Raw genomic sequence first — 18,207 nt, 5'->3', positions numbered from 1 at the left:
GATGACCGGCCGGTCATGTTGAGCCTAGCAGCTAACCTGACCGACTGGTCATGTTGGCGGTAGGCTTGGTGCCGGGAGGAGGCGCGGGATGACCGGGACCACAGCCACGTCGGGCCAGCGGGCGGACATGGTGCGCAATCGACGCCTGCTGCTCGAGGCCGCCACCGCGGCGTTCGCCGAGCACGGGGTGGAGGTGCCGATCGGCGAGATCGCCCAGCGCGCAGGCCTCGCCAAGGGCACCGTCTTCCGCCACTTCGCCTCGAAGGAGGACCTCCTCGCGGCGATCATGCTCCAGATGCTCGACCAGCTCATCGGCACCGCGGAGCGCCTCATCGAGGCCGACGACGCGGGCGCCGCACTGCGGGAGTTCATGACCGACGGCGTCGAGGTGCTCGCCGCCGACCGCGCATTCTGCGAGGTGATCGGACGCCCGTCGCTGCAACACTCCGAGGTGCGGGACGCCATCGGCCGCCTCCGCGACGCCGCCGAGGCCCTCACCGCCCGGGCACGCGACCAGGGCGCCGTCCGTGCCGACGTCACGGGCACCGACATCGTGCTGCTGCTCGGCGGCATTCACCAGACCGCAGCGCCCCTGCTCGCCGCGGAGCCGCAGGCGTGGCGGCGCTACCTCGCACTGGCCCTCGACGGGCTCCGCGCCACCGACGCCCCCGACCTGCCGTACCCGCCACCCGGCCGCCTGCGCCTCGGCGACACCGACGAGGTCTGCTGACCCGCGACGCCGCCGTGAGCCGAGGCTGGGCAGCCGACCCGCGCTAGCGACGCCGCCCGGCCTGAGCCCCTGCCGTCGCGTCCACCGGGTGGCCGGCCTCGCGCTCGGCCAGGAACCGGTCGACCGTTCCGGCCCGCCGGGCCTCCTCGGCCAGCGCCTCGCCCACGATCCGGCTCGCGAGGTCCACCGCGAGAGTGCCCACCTCGGCGAGCATTTCCTGGACGATGCCCTGCCGCTCGGCGGCCAGCCGCTCCCGCCCGGCCGAGACCGCCCGGTCCGCCTCCGCCCGCGCCTCGGCCAAGACGTCGTGCCTGATCCGCTCCGCGTCGACCCGGGCCTCGTCACGGATGCGGGCGGCGTCCGCCCGCGCCTCGTTCACCTGCGCGCGGTACTGCTCCCGCAACCGACGCGCCTCGGACCGGGTGGCGTCGGCGCGCGCGATGCCGCCCTCGATCGCCTCGGTCCTCGCCCGGAACGTCTGCTCCATGCGGGGGAAGACGGACCTCATCAGGACGAAGCACAGCAGCGCGAACGCGACCGCGCCGGTGATGAACTCCTGCCAGAGGGGGGTGATCGCGCGCATGCCTCGCTCCCGGGGCTCGTGCTACATCGATGGATCCTACCGTCGATGGCACACCGCCAGAACCAGCCGACCGCGCACGGATGTTCGGCGTCACCGCCGCGGTGGCGGACCGGTCCCACCGTCCGTCGGTTCCCACAGGCGCTCGACCAGCTCCCGCATCGCCTCGGTGAACCGCCGGTCGGACTCGCAGGGCCGGTGTCCCTGGATCGGCGGCGGGACGCTGTCGCCGGGTGGCGCCACCACGTCGACGGGATCCCGTAGCCGGCGGTCCACGGCCGCCGCGGGGTGGCCCACGGTCACCGGCGCGGGGTGGCCCACGGTCACCGGCGCCGCCGACTGGCGGGCGGAGAAGATCCAACCGCCGACCGGGTCGGTGTCGCGCCACAGGTTGAGCCACCGCCAGCCGATCCGGTCGCCGATCTCGTGCAGCACCTCGTCGTCGACGTAGGCGGGGAACAGCCGGGCGTAGAGCCGGCGCAGCGGTGACGCGTGGGTGATCAGGGCGACCCGGCGGGCCACCCGCGGCGGCAACTGGAGGACGGTCGCGGCCGCCAGGACCGAACCGTGACTGTGCCCGGTCAGCAGGACGGCGCTGCCGCGATCGACCAGGTACGTGACCCGCCGGGTCAGCTCGGGCACGGCGCGCTCGGCGTAGCACGGCGGCGCGAACGGGTGGGCGGCCCGGGGCCAGAACGTGCCCAGGTCCCACAGAACGCCGATGTGACGGCGGAACTCGGCGGTGCGGTAGGCGAAGATCCCGCCGACGAGCAGGGCGACGACGACGGCGGCGATCACCCAACTGCCGAACGCGATGCCGAAGGTGATCAGAACGGCCGGCACTCCCGCCAACCGCTCGAACACGTCGCCGGGATACAGCCCCAGCAGACCGACGGTGGTGGTGGCCGTGCCGGCTCCGGCCAGGCAGGCGTAGACCACACCCAGCGGGATCAGCCGCTCGGTGAACCGGGCCCGCGCTACCGCCTTCCGCACCTGCCGCAGCCGCGGGCCCGCTTCCGGCGGCGGATCCGGGTGGTCGTGCGCGACGATCGCCGCCGCGGCGCGGAACCGGGCGCGTCGGGAGATCAGGATCACCAGGCCCGCGACCAGCACCGTGATCAGGACCGTCCGGAAGAAGCCGAAGATCGCCCAGGTGTACGCCCGCGGCGGGCCGCTCGCGATGCCCTCTCCGGTGGGCAGGTCGCGGTCCAGGTAGTCGGCCAGCCGGTAGACCAGCTCCGCCGAGAACGCCACGGCGAGGCTGACGGCCGCCGCCGCGATCGCCAGTGGCCCCAGTCGGCGTAGCGGCACGGCGTCCGACCGTCGGCCCCGGCGCCACAGCAGCGCGGCGCCCAGCGCGACCAGCAGGGCCGTCTGGGCCACGAACAGACCGGTGAGGATCGCGTCGTAGCCCGGCAGCCCGCCCTCCTCGTGCCACCGTGCCGGACCGACCAGGACGTGGGCCGCCACCACGATGGTCAGGGCGAGGGCGCCCGTCCGCAGCGCCCGGGTGATCCGGTCCCAGCGCCGGTCCGTCGGGGCCCGGTCGATCAGCGCCGGAGTGCAGAGCAGCACCGCGCAGGCGCCCAGCACGACCGCGAGGGCGGCCGCCAGCGCGATCGTGACCGCCGAGGCCCCGACGGAGGCCCGCGCGGCGAGCAGGGTGACGTCCAGCGTCGCGAACGCCGCCGCGACGTGGATGGAGCGGAGCCGACCCACCAGCGGCTCGGCGTCCCACCGGCCGACCGTGCCGAGCCGGTGCCCGGAGACCTCCGCTTCCGGTGGGCGGAACGCCTCGAACACCCTGGCGGGACGAGCGCTGGCGCGCCAGATCAGGCCGATGGCCGCGGCCGGGAGCAGGGCGAGCACCGCCAGCCGTAGGCCGGCCGGTCGTCCACCCAACCAGGACAACCAGGTGCGCCCGGCAAGGCAGTGCGGCGCGGACATGCACTTCCACGCGACCAGGTCCAGAGCGGCGCCGGCGACGGCCAGCACGTACAGCGCGGTGAGCGTGAGCGCCAGCAGCCGGCACAGGGATCTGACCAGAGCGTCCGAGCCGGGGTGGGCCGGGCGCATCCAGATCGCCACGTTGGCCAGCATGAACGGCAGCAGAAACACCAGCGCCACGGTCCGGGCCACGGTTCCGGAGGGAAGATCGGCCCAGCGGTACGCCTCCGACGTCGACCGCACCGCGTCGTCGCCGGCCGGAGCCCGGCGCGGCCGGTAGAAACCGCCGCTGGCGTCGCCCGCCACCTGCTCGATCTGCGGCAGGTCCAGCACCTGGCCGGCGCTCGCGCTGGCGGCGCCGTGCACCCGCACCTCCACCACGTCGGCGGGCGCCCCCGGTTCGCCCCACCGTCCTGACGCCTCCGACATCGGCCCCCCGAGCCGTCGTGGGGACCGAGCCCGCGGGATCCGGCCGGGGGCGGCCCCGCCTCCGGCGGCGGTCTACCCCGGTGGGACAGGCCCAACCGTGGAGCGCGCACCCCGGCGGTGTGCGCTCACGGCCGGTACCGCCGCACCGCGGGTGGGCCGCCGCCGGTCCCGTCAGCGGCGGTAGGTGACCTCGAAGTCGAGCTGCCAGTCGGCGCCGTCCTCGGACCTCTCCCAGCGGGCGTCGATGGTGTCGCCGTCCGGGCTCAGCGTCCCGGTGAAGCGCTGGTGGAACCCGGCGGCCTCCCGCCACATCCGCCAGACGCCGTCGGCGAACGTCATGCGGTAGACCCGGTGCACGCCGCGCGCGTCGGCGTACAGCACGCTGAACTCCTCGCCGGCCTCGTCGAGCCCGATCAGCGACGTCACGGGCAACGGGTTGTTCTCCCGCCAGGCCCGCGGCGCGTCGGCCGGCAGCGGCTCCGCGTCGGCGAACTGGCGCAGGAACATGCCGTTCTCGATCCAGGAGAAGTCCGTCCACCCGACGCCGAGCCCGTCGACCTTGGGCTGCACCGTCCACCGGCCGAGGAGCGCGTCGAGTCGTGCCAGTGCGGGATGCCGCTCTGCCATGTCCGTACCTTCCTTCGATGACGGACCACGTCACCGGGACCCGCCCTCCGGCTCGCGCCGCCGGCCCGTGGCTGGGCTGAGCATGTCACGCACCAGGCGCCGCAGCGGCCTCAGCTGTCCGTCCGGCTTCCCGACCCGAGACCCTGGACGGGGCCGCCCCGCCCACCGGGGCGAGGCCGGGCGGCTGTCACAGAACCAAGACATTCCGGCGACGACGTGCGGACGTACGGGGCAGATCATGGCGCTCATGGACCGCGCAGCTTCCGACGCCTCGCTCGCCCAGCCCCCGGCGGCCGGACCGTCGCCGGTGCGACGGCACCCGCCGGCCGGCGGCGCCCCGGGACCCGGCCGCCTGCTCGCGGCAGCCGGCGGATCCCTGCTCGCCCTGGCCCTGACCGGCGGCGTCTTCCTCTGGACGCGCGCCGGGCAGGGAATCGACGCGCTGCTCCTGCCGCGCGCCGAGCGGGGCGGTGGGTACGAGCAGCGGACCGTCCTGCTGAGCCCGGCCCGGACCGTGCTGGCGGTCTTCGGCAGCCCGCTGGTGCTGGTCGTTCTGCTCGGCGCGGTGCTGCTGGTGGGTGTGCTCGGCCGGCGCGCGGCGGCGGGTGCGACGGGCGTCGCCCTGGTCCTCGGCACGGCGGCCGTGGCCGGGGCGGCCAAGGCGGTGCTCCCTCGCGCGGAGTTCCCGATCGAGAGCTCGACCGCCCACAACAGCTTCCCCAGCGGCCACGTCTCGGTGGCGGCGGCCCTGCTGTTGGCGTTCATGCTGGTCCTGCCCAGGTGGGCCCGGTGGTGGCTCGCCCTGCCGGGGGCGGCGGGCGTCTCCGCCGTCGCCGCGGCCACGATGATCGCCGGATGGCACCGGTTCAGCGACGCACTCGGCGGCGTCCTGCTCGCCGTCACGCTGTGCTGCCTGGCCGTGGCCGCGCTGGCCCGCCACGACCGGCCCGACGGGGGAGCGGACGGGCACCCGCCGGGCCGGACGGCGCCGTACGGGCCCGTCGGTGCGGCCGCGGGGACGGTCGGCCTCGTCTGGGCCCTGCTGGTGGTCGTGCCCTCCGCGCCGTTGGAACGCGGGCCCCTCGTGGCGATCGTGACGGCCACCGGGCTGACGGCCCTCGCGGTGGCCGCCGTGGTGTTCCTGCTCGATTCGACCGATTTCGTGGCTTCGGCGGCCCGGCGGAACGCCCCAGCGCCGGCGGGAGCAGGACGACCCGCACCAGCGGGCACCTCTCCGGCCGAAAACGGGCCTCCCACATGGTGAGACGGCGGGGTCAACCCATCCTGCGATACTTGGCGACATGTCCCGCGTCCTGTTGATCGAAGACCACCAGACGGTGCGTGACGGGCTGCAGATGGCGCTGACCCGTCAGGGCCACACCGTGGACGCCGTGGCGACCGGCGAGCAGGGCCTGGACCGGCTGCGGGCGACCCCGTCCGATGTTGTCGTGCTCGACCTCATGCTGCCCGGAATGGACGGGTTCGAGGTGTGCCGTCGCATCCGTACCATGGGCGATCTGCCGATCATCATGCTCACCGCCCGCAACGACGACATGGACGTGGTGGCGGGCCTGGAGGCCGGCGCCGACGACTACGTGGTCAAGCCGGTGCAGGCGCGGGTGCTCGAGGCGCGCATCCGCGCGGTGCTGCGGCGCACCGGCGGGGAGTCGCGGCGCGCCGGCGGCGAACAAACGGGCGTGGAACAGCACGGCGCCCTGACCATCGACCGGGCCGCCCTGGTGGTCAGCAAGGGCGGCGTGCCCGTCGGCCTCGCCCCGACCGAACTGCGCCTGCTGCTGGAGCTGTCCCGTACCCCGGGCCGGGTGCTCTCCCGCCAGCAACTGCTCGAGGCCGTGTGGGAGCACGGCTACCTCGGCGACTCCCGACTCGTGGACGCCTGCGTGCAGCGGCTGCGCGCCAAGATCGAGGACGACTCGTCCGCGCCGGTCTTCGTCCAGACGGTGCGCGGGTTCGGTTACCGGTTCGGGCCCCTGTGAACCCGCCGGGCTGGGCCGGTGGCCGCACGTCCGGCCTGCGGGTCCGACTGCTGCTGGCGTTCGCGCTGCTCGGGGTGACCACCACGGCGGTGGTCGCCAGCGGAAGCTACTTCCAGGCCCGGAGGGTCATCCTTCAGCAGGCGCAGGACGCCGCCGTGGTGTCGCTGACCGACCAGCTCGCGAAGGCCTACCCGCTCCGCCAGCTCCCGCCGACCCAGGACGAACTCGACACGATGGCGCAGCTCCTGTCCGACCGGGACGAGGAGGTGATCGTCTACTACCACGACATGCGCGCGCAGAACGGCCTCGCGCTCGACCCGCTCACCTCCGAACTGCGGCAGTCCGTCCGCGACGGTCGGGTGGCCTGGCAACGCGTCTCGATCGACGGCCAGCCCGTCCTCCTCATCGGGACCCAGCTGATGCTCGACCAGCCCGACGGCACACCCCGACCGTCCGGGTTGGAGGTGTACGCCGTGCGCAGCCTGATCCCCGAACAGCAGAGCATCGAACGCCTCGCCACCCTGGCGTGGGGGACCGGCGGCCTCTCCCTGGTCCTCGCCGTCCTGCTCGCCCTGGTGGCGGCCGGCGGCGTGCTGCGTCCCGTCCGCGAACTGGGCCGTGCCGCGCACCGGCTCGGCGAGGGTGACCTCACGACGCGCCTCGTGGTCCGGGGCACCGACGAGCTGGCCGACGTGGCACGGACCTTCAACAACACGGCCGAGAGGCTGGAGAGACAGGTCGGCGAGCTGCGCCGCATGGAGTCCGACGCGCGGCGCTTCGTGGCCGACGTGTCGCACGAGCTCCGTACGCCGCTGGCCGCGATGACGGCGGTCACCGACGTCCTCGACGAGGAGGCGGACCGGCTGCCCGGGGACGCGGGCCGCGCCGCCCGGCTGGTGAGCCAGGAGACGCACAACCTCACCCGGCTGGTCGAGGACCTCATCGAGGTCAGCAGGTTCGACTCGGGTACCGCGCGGCTCGCCCTCGACGACGTCGACGTGGCCGCCGCGGTCACCGCGACACTCCGGGTGCGCGGCTGGACCGACCGGGTACGGGCCGACCTGCCGCCCGGGGTGATGGCGCGCCTGGACCCGCGGCGGCTGGACGTCATCGTGGCCAACCTCGTCGGCAACGCCCTGCGGCACGGCGCCCCGGCGGTGACGGTGCGACTGGCCGCCGAACCGCACTGGTTCACCGTCGAGGTCCGCGACCACGGCCCCGGCCTGGACCCCGAGGTGCTGCCGCACGTCTTCGACCGGTTCTACAAGGCGGACACGGCGCGCACCCGGTCCGAGGGCAGCGGGCTTGGTCTCGCCATCGCCTGGGAGAACGCCCGCCTGCACCGGTACGCCGGTCAGCGGGGAAGCCTCGTGGCCGGCAACGCGCCGACCGGCGGCGCCGTGTTCACGCTCCGCCTGCCGCGCGCGGCGGAGGCGATGCGGGCGGGAGGCGTACGGTGACGCGCCGGACGGCCACGCGGCCGCTGCTGGCCGGGGTGCTGGTGCTGATCGCCGTGCTCGCGGCCGGTTGCGGAGTCCGACCCAGCGGAGTCATCACCGGCAGCCCCGCCCTCCGCGGTCCGTCCATCGGTGTCGGTCTGTACCTGGTGCGGGACGGAGAGATCACCCTGGTGGTGCGCCCGGCCAAGACGAGACCCTCGCCCGACGAGGTGATCGGGTTGCTGGCGGCCGGTCCCGACGAGTACGAACGCAGCCTGGGGTTCACGAGCGAGGTGCCGGCCGACCTCGCCCCCGCCTCGGTGGGGCCGGTCGCCGACCGGTCCGGCCTCGGGGTGACGCTGTCGGGTCCAGTGGGCACGTTGTCGGCGACCGCGGTCGACCAGATCGTCTGCACCCTCGGCAGCGCCGGAATCGGGGATTCGTCCACCCCCGTCACCCTCCACGGATCCGACGGAGACCGGCAGTCCCAGGTCTGTCCCCGGTTCTGACGCCGACGCCGGCGAATCGCACGGCATCGCCCAGTCCGGTTCGGCGTGTCGAGGAGGGGGCGGGATAGCCTGCCTGCGGTGCCTCGAACCGCGGCCGGAGGAGTCGATGCTGGGATGATGACGGCAGGGCGACCGGTGCCCACGCAGGAGGACGTGCTCGGGTACTTCGACACGCTGTCGAACTGGGGACGGTGGGGCGACGACGACGAGATCGGGACTCTGAACCACATCACCGACGACGTCCGGCTGGCCGCGGCGCGGGCCGTGCGTCACGGCAGGAGCGTGTCGTGCGCGTGGGAGGTCGCCGTACCGGACGAGATGGAGCGGTCGACGACGACGTGCCCGTGCGCCGCCGACATGCCGGGCGCCGAGAACATGCCGCCCGCCTTCCACGCCGACCGGCGCTGGGGCTTCTCGTCCGAGCGGGTGGGCATCACGTTCCACGGCAACACCGTCACCCACGTCGACTCGCCGTGCCACCGGGACGGCACGATGTACAACGGGCGGTCGCACTCGTTGGTCGACCCGGCGACGGGATCGGGGTGGGCGGCCGTCACGGCGGCGGCGAACGGGATCGTCACCCGTGGTGTCCTGCTGGACATCGCGAGAGTCCGCGACGTGCCGTGGTTGGAACCGGGGCAGGCCGTGTTTCCCGATGACCTGGAGGAGGCCGAGCGCCGCCAGGGTGTGCGGGTGCGGTCCGGCGACGCGGTGCTGCTGCGGACCGGCCGCGGCCGCGTCCGTCACGAGGCGGGTGCGGCCAGCGGTGTCACGCAGGCCGGCTGGCACGCGTCCTGCCTGCCCTGGCTGCACGAGCGGGAGGTCGCGCTGATCGGCGCCGACACCCCCCAGGACGTTCAGCCGTCGGGGTACGACGACGTGCTGATGCCGGTTCACGCCGTGAGCCTCGTCGCGATGGGTCTGTGGCTGCTCGACAACTGCGACCTGGAGGCGTGCGCGACGACGGCTGCCGAGCTCGGCCAGTGGGCCTTCCACCTCGCCGTCGCGCCGGTCCGCTTCGCCGGTGCGTCCGGCAGCCCGGTCAACCCGATCGCCACGTTCTGACCCGAGTCGGCTCACAAGCGTGCGTGCCTCCGGCGCCGACGTGGACCGGTCGCCGCCGTGCTCGGGCTGCGCTGCCACCGCGTCGCTCACGCCAGGTCGACCGGGCCGTAGCGGGTCCGGTCGGCGCCGGTGCTCAGCGCCCAGTAGCGGTCGCCGTACGACCAGTGCCACCACTCCGTCGGATAGTTCACCAACCCGGCGGCCAGCAGGGCCGCGCCGAGGACCGTGCGATTGCGGCGCGCCTCCGGGCCGACGCGGGGCGACCACGTGAAGCAGGCGTCGGCGCTCGCCACGGGCGTGGCGTTGACGGCCGTGCCCATGTCCAGTTCCCGGCCGTCGGCCGTGCACAGGGTGAGGTCGACCGTGCCGCCGGTGCTGTGCGGGGCGACCTCGGGCGGCGAGACGTACTTGCTCGCCTCGACCCGGAGCCGTTCGGCCTCCCAGTCCGGGTGGCGCCGGCGCAGCTCGTCCCGGTAGCCCCGGAAGTACTCCGCCTGGAGCGCCAGCGGCCGATACCCCTCGACGACCAGCAACCGCAGCCCGTCCGGCAGGGACCGTTGGGCGGCCAGCAGCCGCTCCACGGTCCCCTCCCGCAGGTGCGCGTACGCCCCGGCGGGGTCGGCCAGGCGGTCGTCGACGCGCAGGTCCGCGATCTCCCGCAGGTCGACCAGGGCCTCGCCGGTGTCGCCCACCGGGACGGCGGCGATGAGCGGGTCGGAGAGCAGGATCATGACGGGACCACCGCGCCGGCGGCCGGCCGCGCCGACCTCGCCGACCGGCCGGACCGGGCCCGATCGTGGTCGGCGAGCGCCCCGGCCACCAGGATGTCGAGCAGGTCGGGGAACGCGATGCCCGCCTTCTGCCAGATCCGGGGGTACTGGGACGCGCTCGTGAACCCCGGGAACGTGTTGACCTCGTTCACGATGGGCTCGGTCCAGCCGGTCGCAGGAAGGAAGAGGTCGACGCGCAGCAGGCCGCGACAGTCGAGGGCGTGGAAGGCGCGTACCGCCCGGTCCTGGAGCAGCGCGGTGGTGGCCGCGTCGAGCGGGGCGGGGATGTGGAAGACGGCACCGCCGTCGTACTTCGCGTCGTAGTCGAAGAACCCGGCCCCGGTCACGCTGATCTCCAGGGGAGGGCCGGCCTCCAACCGGCCGTCGGGATGCTGCAGGACGGCCACGTCGATCTCCCGTCCGTGCGCCGCCTGCTCCACCAGGACCTTCGGATCGTGCTCGCGGGCCCGGCCCAACGCGGCGGGAAGCCCGCTCCAGTCGTCGACCCGGGCGACGCCCAGGCTGGAACCGGCCCGCGCGGGCTTGACGAAGACCGGCAGGCCCAACCGTCGCCGGTCGGCCGGGGAGACCTCGTCGCCGGGACGCAGAACCACGCCCGCACTGACCCGCAGCCCCTCGGCGGCCAGGAGCTTCTTGGTGACGGCCTTGTCCATGCCGGCCGCGCTCGCGAAGACGCCGTTGCCGACGTACGGCACGCCCAGCCACTCCAGCAGCGACGCGACCGTGCCGTCCTCGCCGTACGGGCCGTGCAGGGCCGGGAACACCACCTCCTGGGCGGCGAGGACGCGCAGCGCCGAGGCGAGGGGCTCCGGCCGGCCGTCGACCCGCCACCCGCCGTCCCGCCCGATGAGCACCTCGGTGACCTCGTACCGGTCGCGGTCCAGCGCCGCGAGGATGCTCACCGCCGAGTGGCGGGACACCTCGTGTTCACCGCTCTGCCCGCCGTACAGCACCGCCAGTCGTGTTCTCATGACTTCTCCGTCTCCCCGTGCAGGTAGCTCCGGGCCACCCGGGCCCCGATTCCGGTCAAGATCTCGTGCGGGTTGGTCCCCGCCCACCGCGCCCACTCCGTGACCGTCGGCGCCGCGCTGTCGCAGCGCCGACCGAACACCACGACCGGGTCGCCGATCGTCACGGGCGCGTCGCCAACGTCCACGACGCACTGGTCCATGGCGACGCGGCCGACGACCGGGCAGCGCCGGCCGGCGAGCCACACCGCGGCGCGGCCCTCGGTGGCCCGGGGCAGGCCGTCGGCGTAGCCGAGCGGCAGCAGCGCCAGGGTGGTCGGGCGGCTGGTCACGTGGTCCGGCCCGTAGGACACACCGGTGCCGGCCGGTACCCGCTTCACGTTGACCACCGTGGTGCGCAGCGTCATCGCCGCGCGCAGCCCGACGGCGCCCCCGCCGGTCCCGCCGAACGGGTCCACCCCGTACAGGGCCAGCCCGATGCGGCAGAGGTCGAAGCGGGTCCGCGGTGCGGACAGGGCGGCCGCCGAGTTGGCCAGGTGCACCAGGTCCGGGTCGAGACCGGCGCCGCGGGCGATGCGCAGTGCCTCCTCGAAGGCCGCCACCTGCCGCGGCACGGCCGGACTGCCCGGCACGTCGGCGTCGGCGAGGTGGGACCACACCCCGCGTACGCGGATGCTGCCCTCCACCTCGTACTTCCGGGCCCAGGCCACGAGTTCGGGCCAGTCCTCCCCGGCGGCGCCGTTGCGCGACAATCCGGTGTCGGCCTTGAGCTGCACCATGGCGGGTGCGCCGAGCCGGCGGGCCGCGTCCGCGACCGCGCGCAGGTGGACGGGCGTCGACACACCGACGTCGACGCCGGCGGCGATCAGCGCGGCGAAGTCCTCGTCCGGGCGGTACAGCCAGCTCAGCGTGGGCGCCGTGACGCCGGCCGAGCGCAGGGCCAGTGCCTCCGCCGCGGAGGTCACCCCCAACCAGCGGGCGCCGGCGCCCAGTGCGGCGCGCGCGACCGCCGCCGCGCCGTGCCCGAACCCGTCCGCCTTCACCACGGCCATCACCGGGGTGCCGGCGGCTGTCGCGACCGTCCGCACGTTGCGGGCGATCGCGGCGAGGTCGATCTCCGCCTCGGCCAGCGCCGCCATCACGCCAGCTCCGCTCGGCGGTGGCGCGGAAGGTCGAACAGCCAGGACGCGCCCGACGCGGTCAGCCCGCGGTGGATGGCGAGGCTCAGGCCGATCACCAGCGCGGTCAGCAGGACCGGGTAACCGAGCACGACCAGGCTCTGCCCGGCCGGGCCCAGCCCGGACAGCGGCGCGGCGAGCAGCCCGTGCAGCAGGGCGAGGGTCGGCATGTGGATCACGTAGACGGGCAGCGTCGTGCGGCCGAGCCGGGCGAGCGGCCGGCCGAGGGCGGGCCGGCGGCACAGACGCGCGGCGGCGGTGACCCCGAAGGCGACCGCCACGACGGAGACCAGCGGCCACACACCGAACCAGCGCTGCGCGCCGGTCCCGGCCATCACGGCGAGGGCGAGGGCGTACGCGCCGGCCGTCAGCCCGAGCCGGCGCCGGGTCGCCGTGGCCGCCCAGCGTTCGATCTGTGGGCGCAGGTGCAGTCCGGCGAGGAAGAAGACCAGGTTCTGGTACAGGCCACCGCGGTTGCCGGGAGTGTCGAGCAGGCCGGCGGCGGCGACGGCGGACAGCGCGGCGGCCGGCACGAGGACCACCGCGGGGCGCATCCGGCGCAGGGACTTGGCGAACGCGAAGTAGAGGGCCAGGGCGTACAGGTACCAGAGGTTGGACGGCGTCACGGTGAGCTGCGCCAGCAGGCCGGACGCGGACGTGGCGCGGTCGGTCGGGAACTCCGGGGCGGCGGCGAGGACCGCGGTGTGGATCAGCAGCCAGGCGGCGTACAGGTAGAGGAAGCGGGCGATCCGGCTCCGCACGACGACCCGCCAGGGCCGCTGGACGGCGTTCGTGGCGAAGACCCCGGAGATCGTGAAGAACAGTGGCATGCGCAGCGGCAGGAGCTGTTCGCCCAGCGTCCCCCACAGGCCCGGAACGGGGACGCCGAGGTGCCAGTCGACCTGCAGGTAGTCCTTGACGATGACGTGCCACGAGACCACGAGGATGATGCAGGCGCCCTTCGCGGCGTCCGCCCACTCCGCGCGCGGTGGCCGGCCCGGGCCGGCGCCGCTCGTCGTGCTCCCGGGCGGCGCCGGCCGCGGGGCGGGGGATAGCTGTCGGATCACGAGGCCGAAGGTGCCAGCCGCATGTGCGCACATGATCCGCGAACTGTCATGAGCCGGTAACGGAGTCCCGGGCCGTGTCACGGCGGGGCCAGTTCGGGAGGGCGGACGGCTACAGCGCCGACACGGGCACCACGCGCAGCCCGTCGACCCCGTCGAGTTTCAGCAGGTCGGCCAGCCCCGGTGCCTTTCCTTCCACGTGCAGCTGGAACCGGAGCGACGGCCGCGCCAACTCGGGGTCCAGCTGCGCAACCAGCTCGCCGTTGCCTTCACACCGCTGGCGGAGGCGTTCGTACGCCGCGTCGCCGTCCTCGAACGCCACCGAGTCGGCCTGCGGCAGCGCGTGTACGGCGTCTTCGACCGCGGTCCGCCGATCGCTTGCGATCGCCGTCTCCAGCTCGACCACCACCCCGATCCGGGATGGCGGCGGGTCCATCTCCGTGCTGCCGAGGGTCACCTCGTCGACGCCGTCGACCCCGGCCATCGCCAGCTCGACGGCTTCCGCGATCGTGGGGTCGGTGACACTGGCCCGGAACGACTCCGGCATGTGCTCCGGCCTCATCGCCGCCAGCAGATCCGGTCGGTCCTTCATCATCTCCTTGCTGCGCTCGTACGCCTCGTCGCGGGTTTCGAGGGTCACCTCCCGGACGCTCGGCATCGAGCGGAGCCGCTGCTCCACGGCGGTCTTCTGCTCGGCCGTCACCTCGTTGTCGAGGAAGACGGTCACACCGGTGGGCCCGGTCGGCTCCGGCTCGGAGGCACAGGCGGGCAGCGTCAGCAGGAGCAGGCAGGCCAGTATCGGCGCGATTCGGCGCATGGGGTCCGATCGTAGGTGATCATGGCGCGGCGTACGGTCCCACGATCGAAGCCGGCAGTGGTGCGCGGGCGGGGCTCAGGGCCGCGCCGGTCCGCTCCGGGCCCGGTGCCGGCGTACGGCGTCGCGGTTGGCGCAGCGGGGCGAGCAGTAGCGTTGCCGGCCGGTGCGGGACAGGTCGGCGTAGATGGTCGCGCATCCGTCGCGGGAGCACCGGCCCAGCCGGTCCATGCCACGGCCGGTGAGGTGCAGCGCGGTGCCGACGCTGATGAGGGCGCGCAGCACCGCCGACAGCGGCACCCCGTCGTCGCGGTAGTGCAGGTGCCACTGCCCGTCGGCGTGGTCGGTGAGCCGCGGGTACGTCGACGCGCTCGCGAGCATCCGGTTGAGCAGCGCCGCCCGCTCGCGGACCGAGGTGGCGTCGACGATCGCGCACCAGTCCTCGACGAGCCGGAGCGTGACCGGCAGGTCGTCGTCGCGTACGGGCATGTCCATCGCCACCCCGGCCGTCGCGCAGCGACCGGCCAGCTCCGCGATCGACGCGGGAGGGTCGTTGGCGAGGTCGACGGCCAACCGCACCGGATCGGCGCCGTAAGGGTTGAGATGCACAATGCCATTACACCAGGCTGTGGGCATGAGCGACAGCGACGGGCACGTGTGGCGGACCCGGTCCCGGCACCGGACGAGCGAGGGGATCGTCTACTACCAGTGCTGCCACTGCGGGCTGTGGCGGATCCACGCGGGCCGGGTGAGCGGGAGCCCGGCGGGCGTCTTGCCGCTCTCGGCGCGCCGGCCACGCCGCTGACTTTTGTTAGGTCATCTAAAAGTTTCGTTGCATCTATGTAAAGTGGTAATGTCGGCGATCGATCTTTCGTGTCACGCGATCGTAATCGCCGGTCCCGGGAGAGAAAGTGGCACGGCTTCGTCCCGGCCCGGACTCGCACCCACCGGGAGGAAGCATGACCGCACCACACCGGCAGAGACGCCGGCGCACCGTGCTCGCGGCCGCGGGCGCCGCTCTGGCCACCCTGCTCGCCGCCGCCCCGCTCGCACCGGCCGCGGCCGCACCCGCGGCCGACGTCCCGCCGCAGGAACCGGGCGTGACCCTCCGCTCGTTCGACATGGGCGTCCCGCTGTCGGCGCTGTGCACCCTCAAGCCGGCGCAGACACCGAACGTCGACAAGCTCATGCCGCAGATCAACTGGACCACGACGGACGAGTTCGGCCTGTCCGACCGGTTCATCACCCACGCCATCGCCAACCTCACCGTCCCCAGCGACGGTGAATACACCTTCCGGCTCACGAGCGACGACGGGTCGCGGCTGACGATCGACGACCAGCTCGTCGTCGACCACGACGGCCTCCACGGCGAAACCGCCAAGGAAGGGTCCGTCACCCTGGGCGCCGGCCTGCACCCCCTGTTCGTGGAGTTCTTCGAGAACGGGGGCGGCCAGGTGCTGCGCCTCGAGTGGCGGGTACCCGGCGCGGACGACTTCGCGCTCGTCCCGGCCTCCGCCCTGAGCACCGAGGCCGGCGTCGTGCGGGTCACGGCGCCCGGCTGGAAGTACTGCGAGGGCGCCACCGACTCGGCCGGCGACGGCCTGCCGCTGGACCGGGTGCACCCGGGCTACACGCTCACCGACCTGCGACCCGACGGCTTCCAGCCGCAGGTCACCGGCATGGCCTTCCGGCCCGACGGCGACCTGGTCATCTCGACCTGGGGCGGCACCGACAACGCCACCGGCGAGGTCTACGTCGTCGAGGGAGTGACCGGGCGGACGGGTCCGGAGCGGGTGGCCTACCGCCGGTTCGCCGACGGGCTGCGCGAGCCGCAGGGCGTGGCGGTGGTCGACGGCACCGTCTACGTGAGCCAGAAGCACGAGCTGACGGCCCTGCGCGACACCGACGGCGACGGCGTCGCGGACGACCGGAGGACGGTGGCGACCTGGCCGTGGGGACGGAACTTCCACGAGTTCGCGTTCGGTCTCCTCTACCGGGACGGCTACTTCCACCTCAACCTGTCCGTGGCCATCAACCAGGGCGGCGCCACCACCGTGCCCCAGCCCGCGCCGAACCGCGGAACCTCGATCAAGGTGAACGCGAGGACCGGCGAGATCACCTACGTCGCCGGAGGCCTCCGCACCCCCAATGGGATCGGGTGGGGCCCGCAGGGCGAGGTCCTCGTCACGGACAACCAGGGCGGCTGGCTGCCCGCGTCCAAGCTGGTCCAGATCCGGCAGGACGCGTTCTACAACCACTACACGACGCCCGCGGGACCGTTCGACGACAACGCCGTGACGCGTCCCATCGTCTGGTTGCCGCAGAACGAGATCGGCAACTCGCCGTCCACGCCCGTCCTGCTCAAGCAGGGGCCGTACGCGGGGCAGCTCGTCGTCGGCGACGTCACCTACGGCGGCCTCCAGCGCGTCTTCCTCGAGAAGGTCGAGGGGCAGTACCAGGGCGCGGTGTTCCGGCACACGCAGGGCCTGGAGTCCGGCATCAACGAGGTGGCCCTCGGCCCCGACGGCGCGCTCTACGTCGGTGGCCTGGGCGCCGGCGGCAACTGGGGCCAGGAGGGCAAGCTCACGTACGGCCTGCAGAAGCTGGCCCCGAACGGGACCTCGGTCTTCGAGGTCAAGCGGATGCGCGCGTCCCACGTCGGCTTCGAGCTGGAGTACACCGAGCCGCTGTCGGCCGACACCGCGCAGAAGCTCGCCGAGGCGTACCAGGTGACGCAGTGGCGCTACGGCGCGACGAGCCAGTACGGCGGCCCGAAGCTCGACCTGGAGACGCTCACGGTCGCCAAGGCCGAGCTGTCGGCCGACCGCCGCACCGTCAAGCTCCGGATTCCGGGCCTGAAGGAGAACCGGGTGGTGCACGTACGCTCCCCGCGCCCGTTCACGTCGGCCGACGGCGAGGAGCTGTGGAACACTGAGGCCTGGTACACGCTCAATGAGATCCCGGGACGTGTGGTGCAGCCGCAGACCTTCTTCGAGGCCGAAGAGGGCCGGACGGTCGCGGTCGGTATGGCCACGGACCACGCGGCCTACTCCGGCGGTGGCTTCGCCGCCGGGTTCGCCCAGGACGGCTCGTCGACGTCGATCGCCGTCGACGTGCGGGAGAGCGGCACGTACGACCTGGCCATGCGCTACAGCAACGGCCCGAACCCGTATTCCGGCGAGAAGCAGCTGAGCCTGTACGTCAACGGTGAGCGGGTGGAGCAGACGGTCTTCCCGTCCACGGTGACCTGGGAGGAGTGGGGCACCGTCACCACCACCGTGAGGCTGGCGAAGGGGCGCAACGTGGTCGAGTACCGCAAGGAGGCCGCCGACTCCGGGCACGTGAACCTCGACGTCCTCGCCGTCCGGCCCCACGGCGAGCGCATCACGCTGTTCGACGGCGGCGACCTCACCGAGTGGCAGCACAGCGACGGCCGTGAGCCGGAGTGGACGGTCGCCGACGGCACCATGACGGTGCGCGGCGGCGACCTGCGCACGGTGCAGGCCTTCGGCGACTTCCGTCTGCACGTGGAGTTCAACCTGCCGCTGTACCCGCCGGACGTGACCGGCCAGGCGCGCGCCAACAGCGGCGTGTACCTGCAGGACCGCTACGAGATCCAGGTGCTCGACTCGTTCGGCATCGACCCGCCGCAGAACAACGACGCCGCGGCCATCTACAACCAGAAGGCCCCGGACGTGAACGCGGCCCGGCCGCCGCAGACCTGGCAGACGTACGACATCGTCTACCGGCAGGCCCGCTACGACGCGGCCGGCAACAAGGTCGAGAATCCGCGCGTGACCGTGGTGTGGAACGGCGTCACCGTGCACGACGACGTCGAGATCCTCGGCCCGACCGGCGGCAGCCGGCCCGAGGGCCCGGCGGCCGGAGCCATCCGCCTGCAGGACCACGGCAACCCGGTGCAGTACCGCAACATCTGGATCGAACCGCTCACCCGGTAGATCGCGCGCCACCTGACGCGCCGGCCGGGACCGGTCCACCCGCCCGGCCGGCGCGTCGTCGTCGGGGACGCGCCGGCCCGGCCGCCAGCGTGTGAGCCGGCGGGGCGGAT

The 18,207-nt window shown here is 73.7% G+C and carries 17 protein-coding genes; 8 read left to right on the top strand and 9 right to left on the bottom strand.

Translation table 11 applies throughout. The annotated features are described in order from the left end of the window. The first annotated feature begins 88 nt into the window (after positions 1–88). Positions 89–730: a TetR/AcrR family transcriptional regulator gene (locus tag D7193_RS24175; RefSeq protein ID WP_120781814.1), complete on the top strand. Its 642-nt coding sequence runs from the start codon at positions 89–91 to the stop codon at positions 728–730. Between the two features lie 43 nt (positions 731–773). Here D7193_RS24175 and atpF read toward each other — a convergent pair whose 3' ends face one another. The 3 genes from atpF to D7193_RS24160 all read right to left on the bottom strand — a co-directional run bounded on the left by atpF (position 774) and on the right by D7193_RS24160 (position 4,313). Beyond that, positions 774–1,313: a F0F1 ATP synthase subunit B gene (gene atpF / locus D7193_RS24170; RefSeq protein WP_120781813.1), complete on the bottom strand. Its 540-nt coding sequence runs from the start codon at positions 1,311–1,313 to the stop codon at positions 774–776. Positions 1,314–1,403: 90 nt separating this feature from the next. Further along, positions 1,404–3,686 (bottom strand): hypothetical protein, encoded by a 2,283-nt coding sequence (locus D7193_RS24165; RefSeq protein ID WP_120781812.1) that lies wholly within the window; start codon positions 3,684–3,686, stop codon positions 1,404–1,406. Between the two features lie 171 nt (positions 3,687–3,857). Further along, complete coding sequence (locus D7193_RS24160; protein WP_120781811.1) at positions 3,858–4,313, bottom strand: hypothetical protein; 456 nt, start codon at positions 4,311–4,313, stop codon at positions 3,858–3,860. Between the two features lie 247 nt (positions 4,314–4,560). Here D7193_RS24160 and D7193_RS24155 point away from each other — a divergent pair, with 247 nt between their 5' ends. The 5 genes from D7193_RS24155 to D7193_RS24135 all read left to right on the top strand — a co-directional run bounded on the left by D7193_RS24155 (position 4,561) and on the right by D7193_RS24135 (position 9,323). Next, positions 4,561–5,577 carry a phosphatase PAP2 family protein gene (locus D7193_RS24155; protein ID WP_158674846.1) on the top strand — a complete coding sequence of 339 codons (1,017 nt, stop codon included), beginning with the start codon at positions 4,561–4,563 and terminating at the stop codon, positions 5,575–5,577. A 37-nt stretch (positions 5,578–5,614) separates the two neighbouring features. Then, the gene (locus D7193_RS24150; RefSeq protein ID WP_120781810.1) at positions 5,615–6,310 is read left to right on the top strand and encodes a response regulator transcription factor; all 696 of its coding nucleotides are present in this window, start codon (positions 5,615–5,617) and stop codon (positions 6,308–6,310) included. After that, entirely contained in the window at positions 6,307–7,770 is a 1,464-nt protein-coding gene (locus D7193_RS24145) for a sensor histidine kinase (protein WP_120781809.1), read from the top strand. The genes D7193_RS24150 and D7193_RS24145 overlap by 4 nt, the downstream gene beginning before the upstream one ends. Next, positions 7,767–8,258, top strand: a complete 492-nt coding sequence (locus D7193_RS24140; RefSeq protein ID WP_241563358.1) for a hypothetical protein — start codon at positions 7,767–7,769, stop codon at positions 8,256–8,258. The genes D7193_RS24145 and D7193_RS24140 overlap by 4 nt, the downstream gene beginning before the upstream one ends. A 117-nt stretch (positions 8,259–8,375) precedes the next feature. Further along, positions 8,376–9,323: a cyclase family protein gene (locus D7193_RS24135; RefSeq protein ID WP_174242716.1), complete on the top strand. Its 948-nt coding sequence runs from the start codon at positions 8,376–8,378 to the stop codon at positions 9,321–9,323. Positions 9,324–9,409: 86 nt separating this feature from the next. On the opposite strand, the gene D7193_RS24130 is transcribed toward D7193_RS24135, so the two are convergent. The 6 genes from D7193_RS24130 to D7193_RS24105 form a co-directional block, all read right to left on the bottom strand. Further along, positions 9,410–10,054, bottom strand: coding sequence for a M15 family metallopeptidase (locus D7193_RS24130; protein ID WP_120781807.1), 645 nt, complete (start codon positions 10,052–10,054; stop codon positions 9,410–9,412). Beyond that, a complete protein-coding gene (locus D7193_RS24125) occupies positions 10,051–11,085 on the bottom strand; it encodes a D-alanine--D-alanine ligase family protein (RefSeq protein WP_120781806.1) in 1,035 nt (344 codons plus the stop codon). The genes D7193_RS24130 and D7193_RS24125 overlap by 4 nt, the downstream gene beginning before the upstream one ends. Continuing rightward, positions 11,082–12,221 carry an alanine racemase gene (alr, locus tag D7193_RS24120; protein WP_120781805.1) on the bottom strand — a complete coding sequence of 380 codons (1,140 nt, stop codon included), beginning with the start codon at positions 12,219–12,221 and terminating at the stop codon, positions 11,082–11,084. The genes D7193_RS24125 and alr overlap by 4 nt, the downstream gene beginning before the upstream one ends. Continuing rightward, complete coding sequence (locus D7193_RS24115) at positions 12,221–13,327, bottom strand: acyltransferase family protein (protein ID WP_241563356.1); 1,107 nt, start codon at positions 13,325–13,327, stop codon at positions 12,221–12,223. Before D7193_RS24115 ends, alr begins: the two co-directional genes overlap by 1 nt. Before the next feature lie 109 nt (positions 13,328–13,436). Further along, positions 13,437–14,141, bottom strand: a complete 705-nt coding sequence (locus tag D7193_RS24110) for a permease-like cell division protein FtsX (protein ID WP_120781803.1) — start codon at positions 14,139–14,141, stop codon at positions 13,437–13,439. 75 nt (positions 14,142–14,216) lie between these two features. Continuing rightward, positions 14,217–14,747 carry a CGNR zinc finger domain-containing protein gene (locus D7193_RS24105; protein ID WP_120781802.1) on the bottom strand — a complete coding sequence of 177 codons (531 nt, stop codon included), beginning with the start codon at positions 14,745–14,747 and terminating at the stop codon, positions 14,217–14,219. 25 nt (positions 14,748–14,772) lie between these two features. Between D7193_RS24105 and D7193_RS33775 the strand changes: the two genes are divergently transcribed. Further along, complete coding sequence (locus tag D7193_RS33775) at positions 14,773–14,943, top strand: hypothetical protein (RefSeq protein ID WP_174242715.1); 171 nt, start codon at positions 14,773–14,775, stop codon at positions 14,941–14,943. 154 nt (positions 14,944–15,097) lie between these two features. After that, positions 15,098–18,097: a 3-keto-alpha-glucoside-1,2-lyase-like domain-containing protein gene (locus D7193_RS24095; protein WP_120781800.1), complete on the top strand. Its 3,000-nt coding sequence runs from the start codon at positions 15,098–15,100 to the stop codon at positions 18,095–18,097. The last annotated feature ends 110 nt before the right edge of the window (positions 18,098–18,207 follow it).

The sequence above is a fragment of the Micromonospora costi genome, assembly GCF_003626655.1.
GTDB classification, from domain to species: domain Bacteria; phylum Actinomycetota; class Actinomycetes; order Mycobacteriales; family Micromonosporaceae; genus Micromonospora; species Micromonospora costi.
This window is presented reverse-complemented; position numbering and strand designations above follow the sequence as displayed.

Coding starts and splice junctions, on each gene's coding strand:
- D7193_RS24175 (WP_120781814.1), top strand. CDS start 89: ATGACCGGGACCACAGCCACGTCGGGCCAGCGGGCGGACATGGTGCGC.
- atpF (WP_120781813.1), bottom strand. CDS start 1,313: ATGCGCGCGATCACCCCCCTCTGGCAGGAGTTCATCACCGGCGCGGTC.
- D7193_RS24165 (WP_120781812.1), bottom strand. CDS start 3,686: ATGTCGGAGGCGTCAGGACGGTGGGGCGAACCGGGGGCGCCCGCCGAC.
- D7193_RS24160 (WP_120781811.1), bottom strand. CDS start 4,313: ATGGCAGAGCGGCATCCCGCACTGGCACGACTCGACGCGCTCCTCGGC.
- D7193_RS24155 (WP_158674846.1), top strand. CDS start 4,561: ATGGACCGCGCAGCTTCCGACGCCTCGCTCGCCCAGCCCCCGGCGGCC.
- D7193_RS24150 (WP_120781810.1), top strand. CDS start 5,615: ATGTCCCGCGTCCTGTTGATCGAAGACCACCAGACGGTGCGTGACGGG.
- D7193_RS24135 (WP_174242716.1), top strand. CDS start 8,376: ATGACGGCAGGGCGACCGGTGCCCACGCAGGAGGACGTGCTCGGGTAC.
- D7193_RS24130 (WP_120781807.1), bottom strand. CDS start 10,054: ATGATCCTGCTCTCCGACCCGCTCATCGCCGCCGTCCCGGTGGGCGAC.
- D7193_RS24125 (WP_120781806.1), bottom strand. CDS start 11,085: ATGAGAACACGACTGGCGGTGCTGTACGGCGGGCAGAGCGGTGAACAC.
- alr (WP_120781805.1), bottom strand. CDS start 12,221: ATGGCGGCGCTGGCCGAGGCGGAGATCGACCTCGCCGCGATCGCCCGC.
- D7193_RS24110 (WP_120781803.1), bottom strand. CDS start 14,141: ATGCGCCGAATCGCGCCGATACTGGCCTGCCTGCTCCTGCTGACGCTG.
- D7193_RS33775 (WP_174242715.1), top strand. CDS start 14,773: ATGAGCGACAGCGACGGGCACGTGTGGCGGACCCGGTCCCGGCACCGG.
- D7193_RS24095 (WP_120781800.1), top strand. CDS start 15,098: ATGACCGCACCACACCGGCAGAGACGCCGGCGCACCGTGCTCGCGGCC.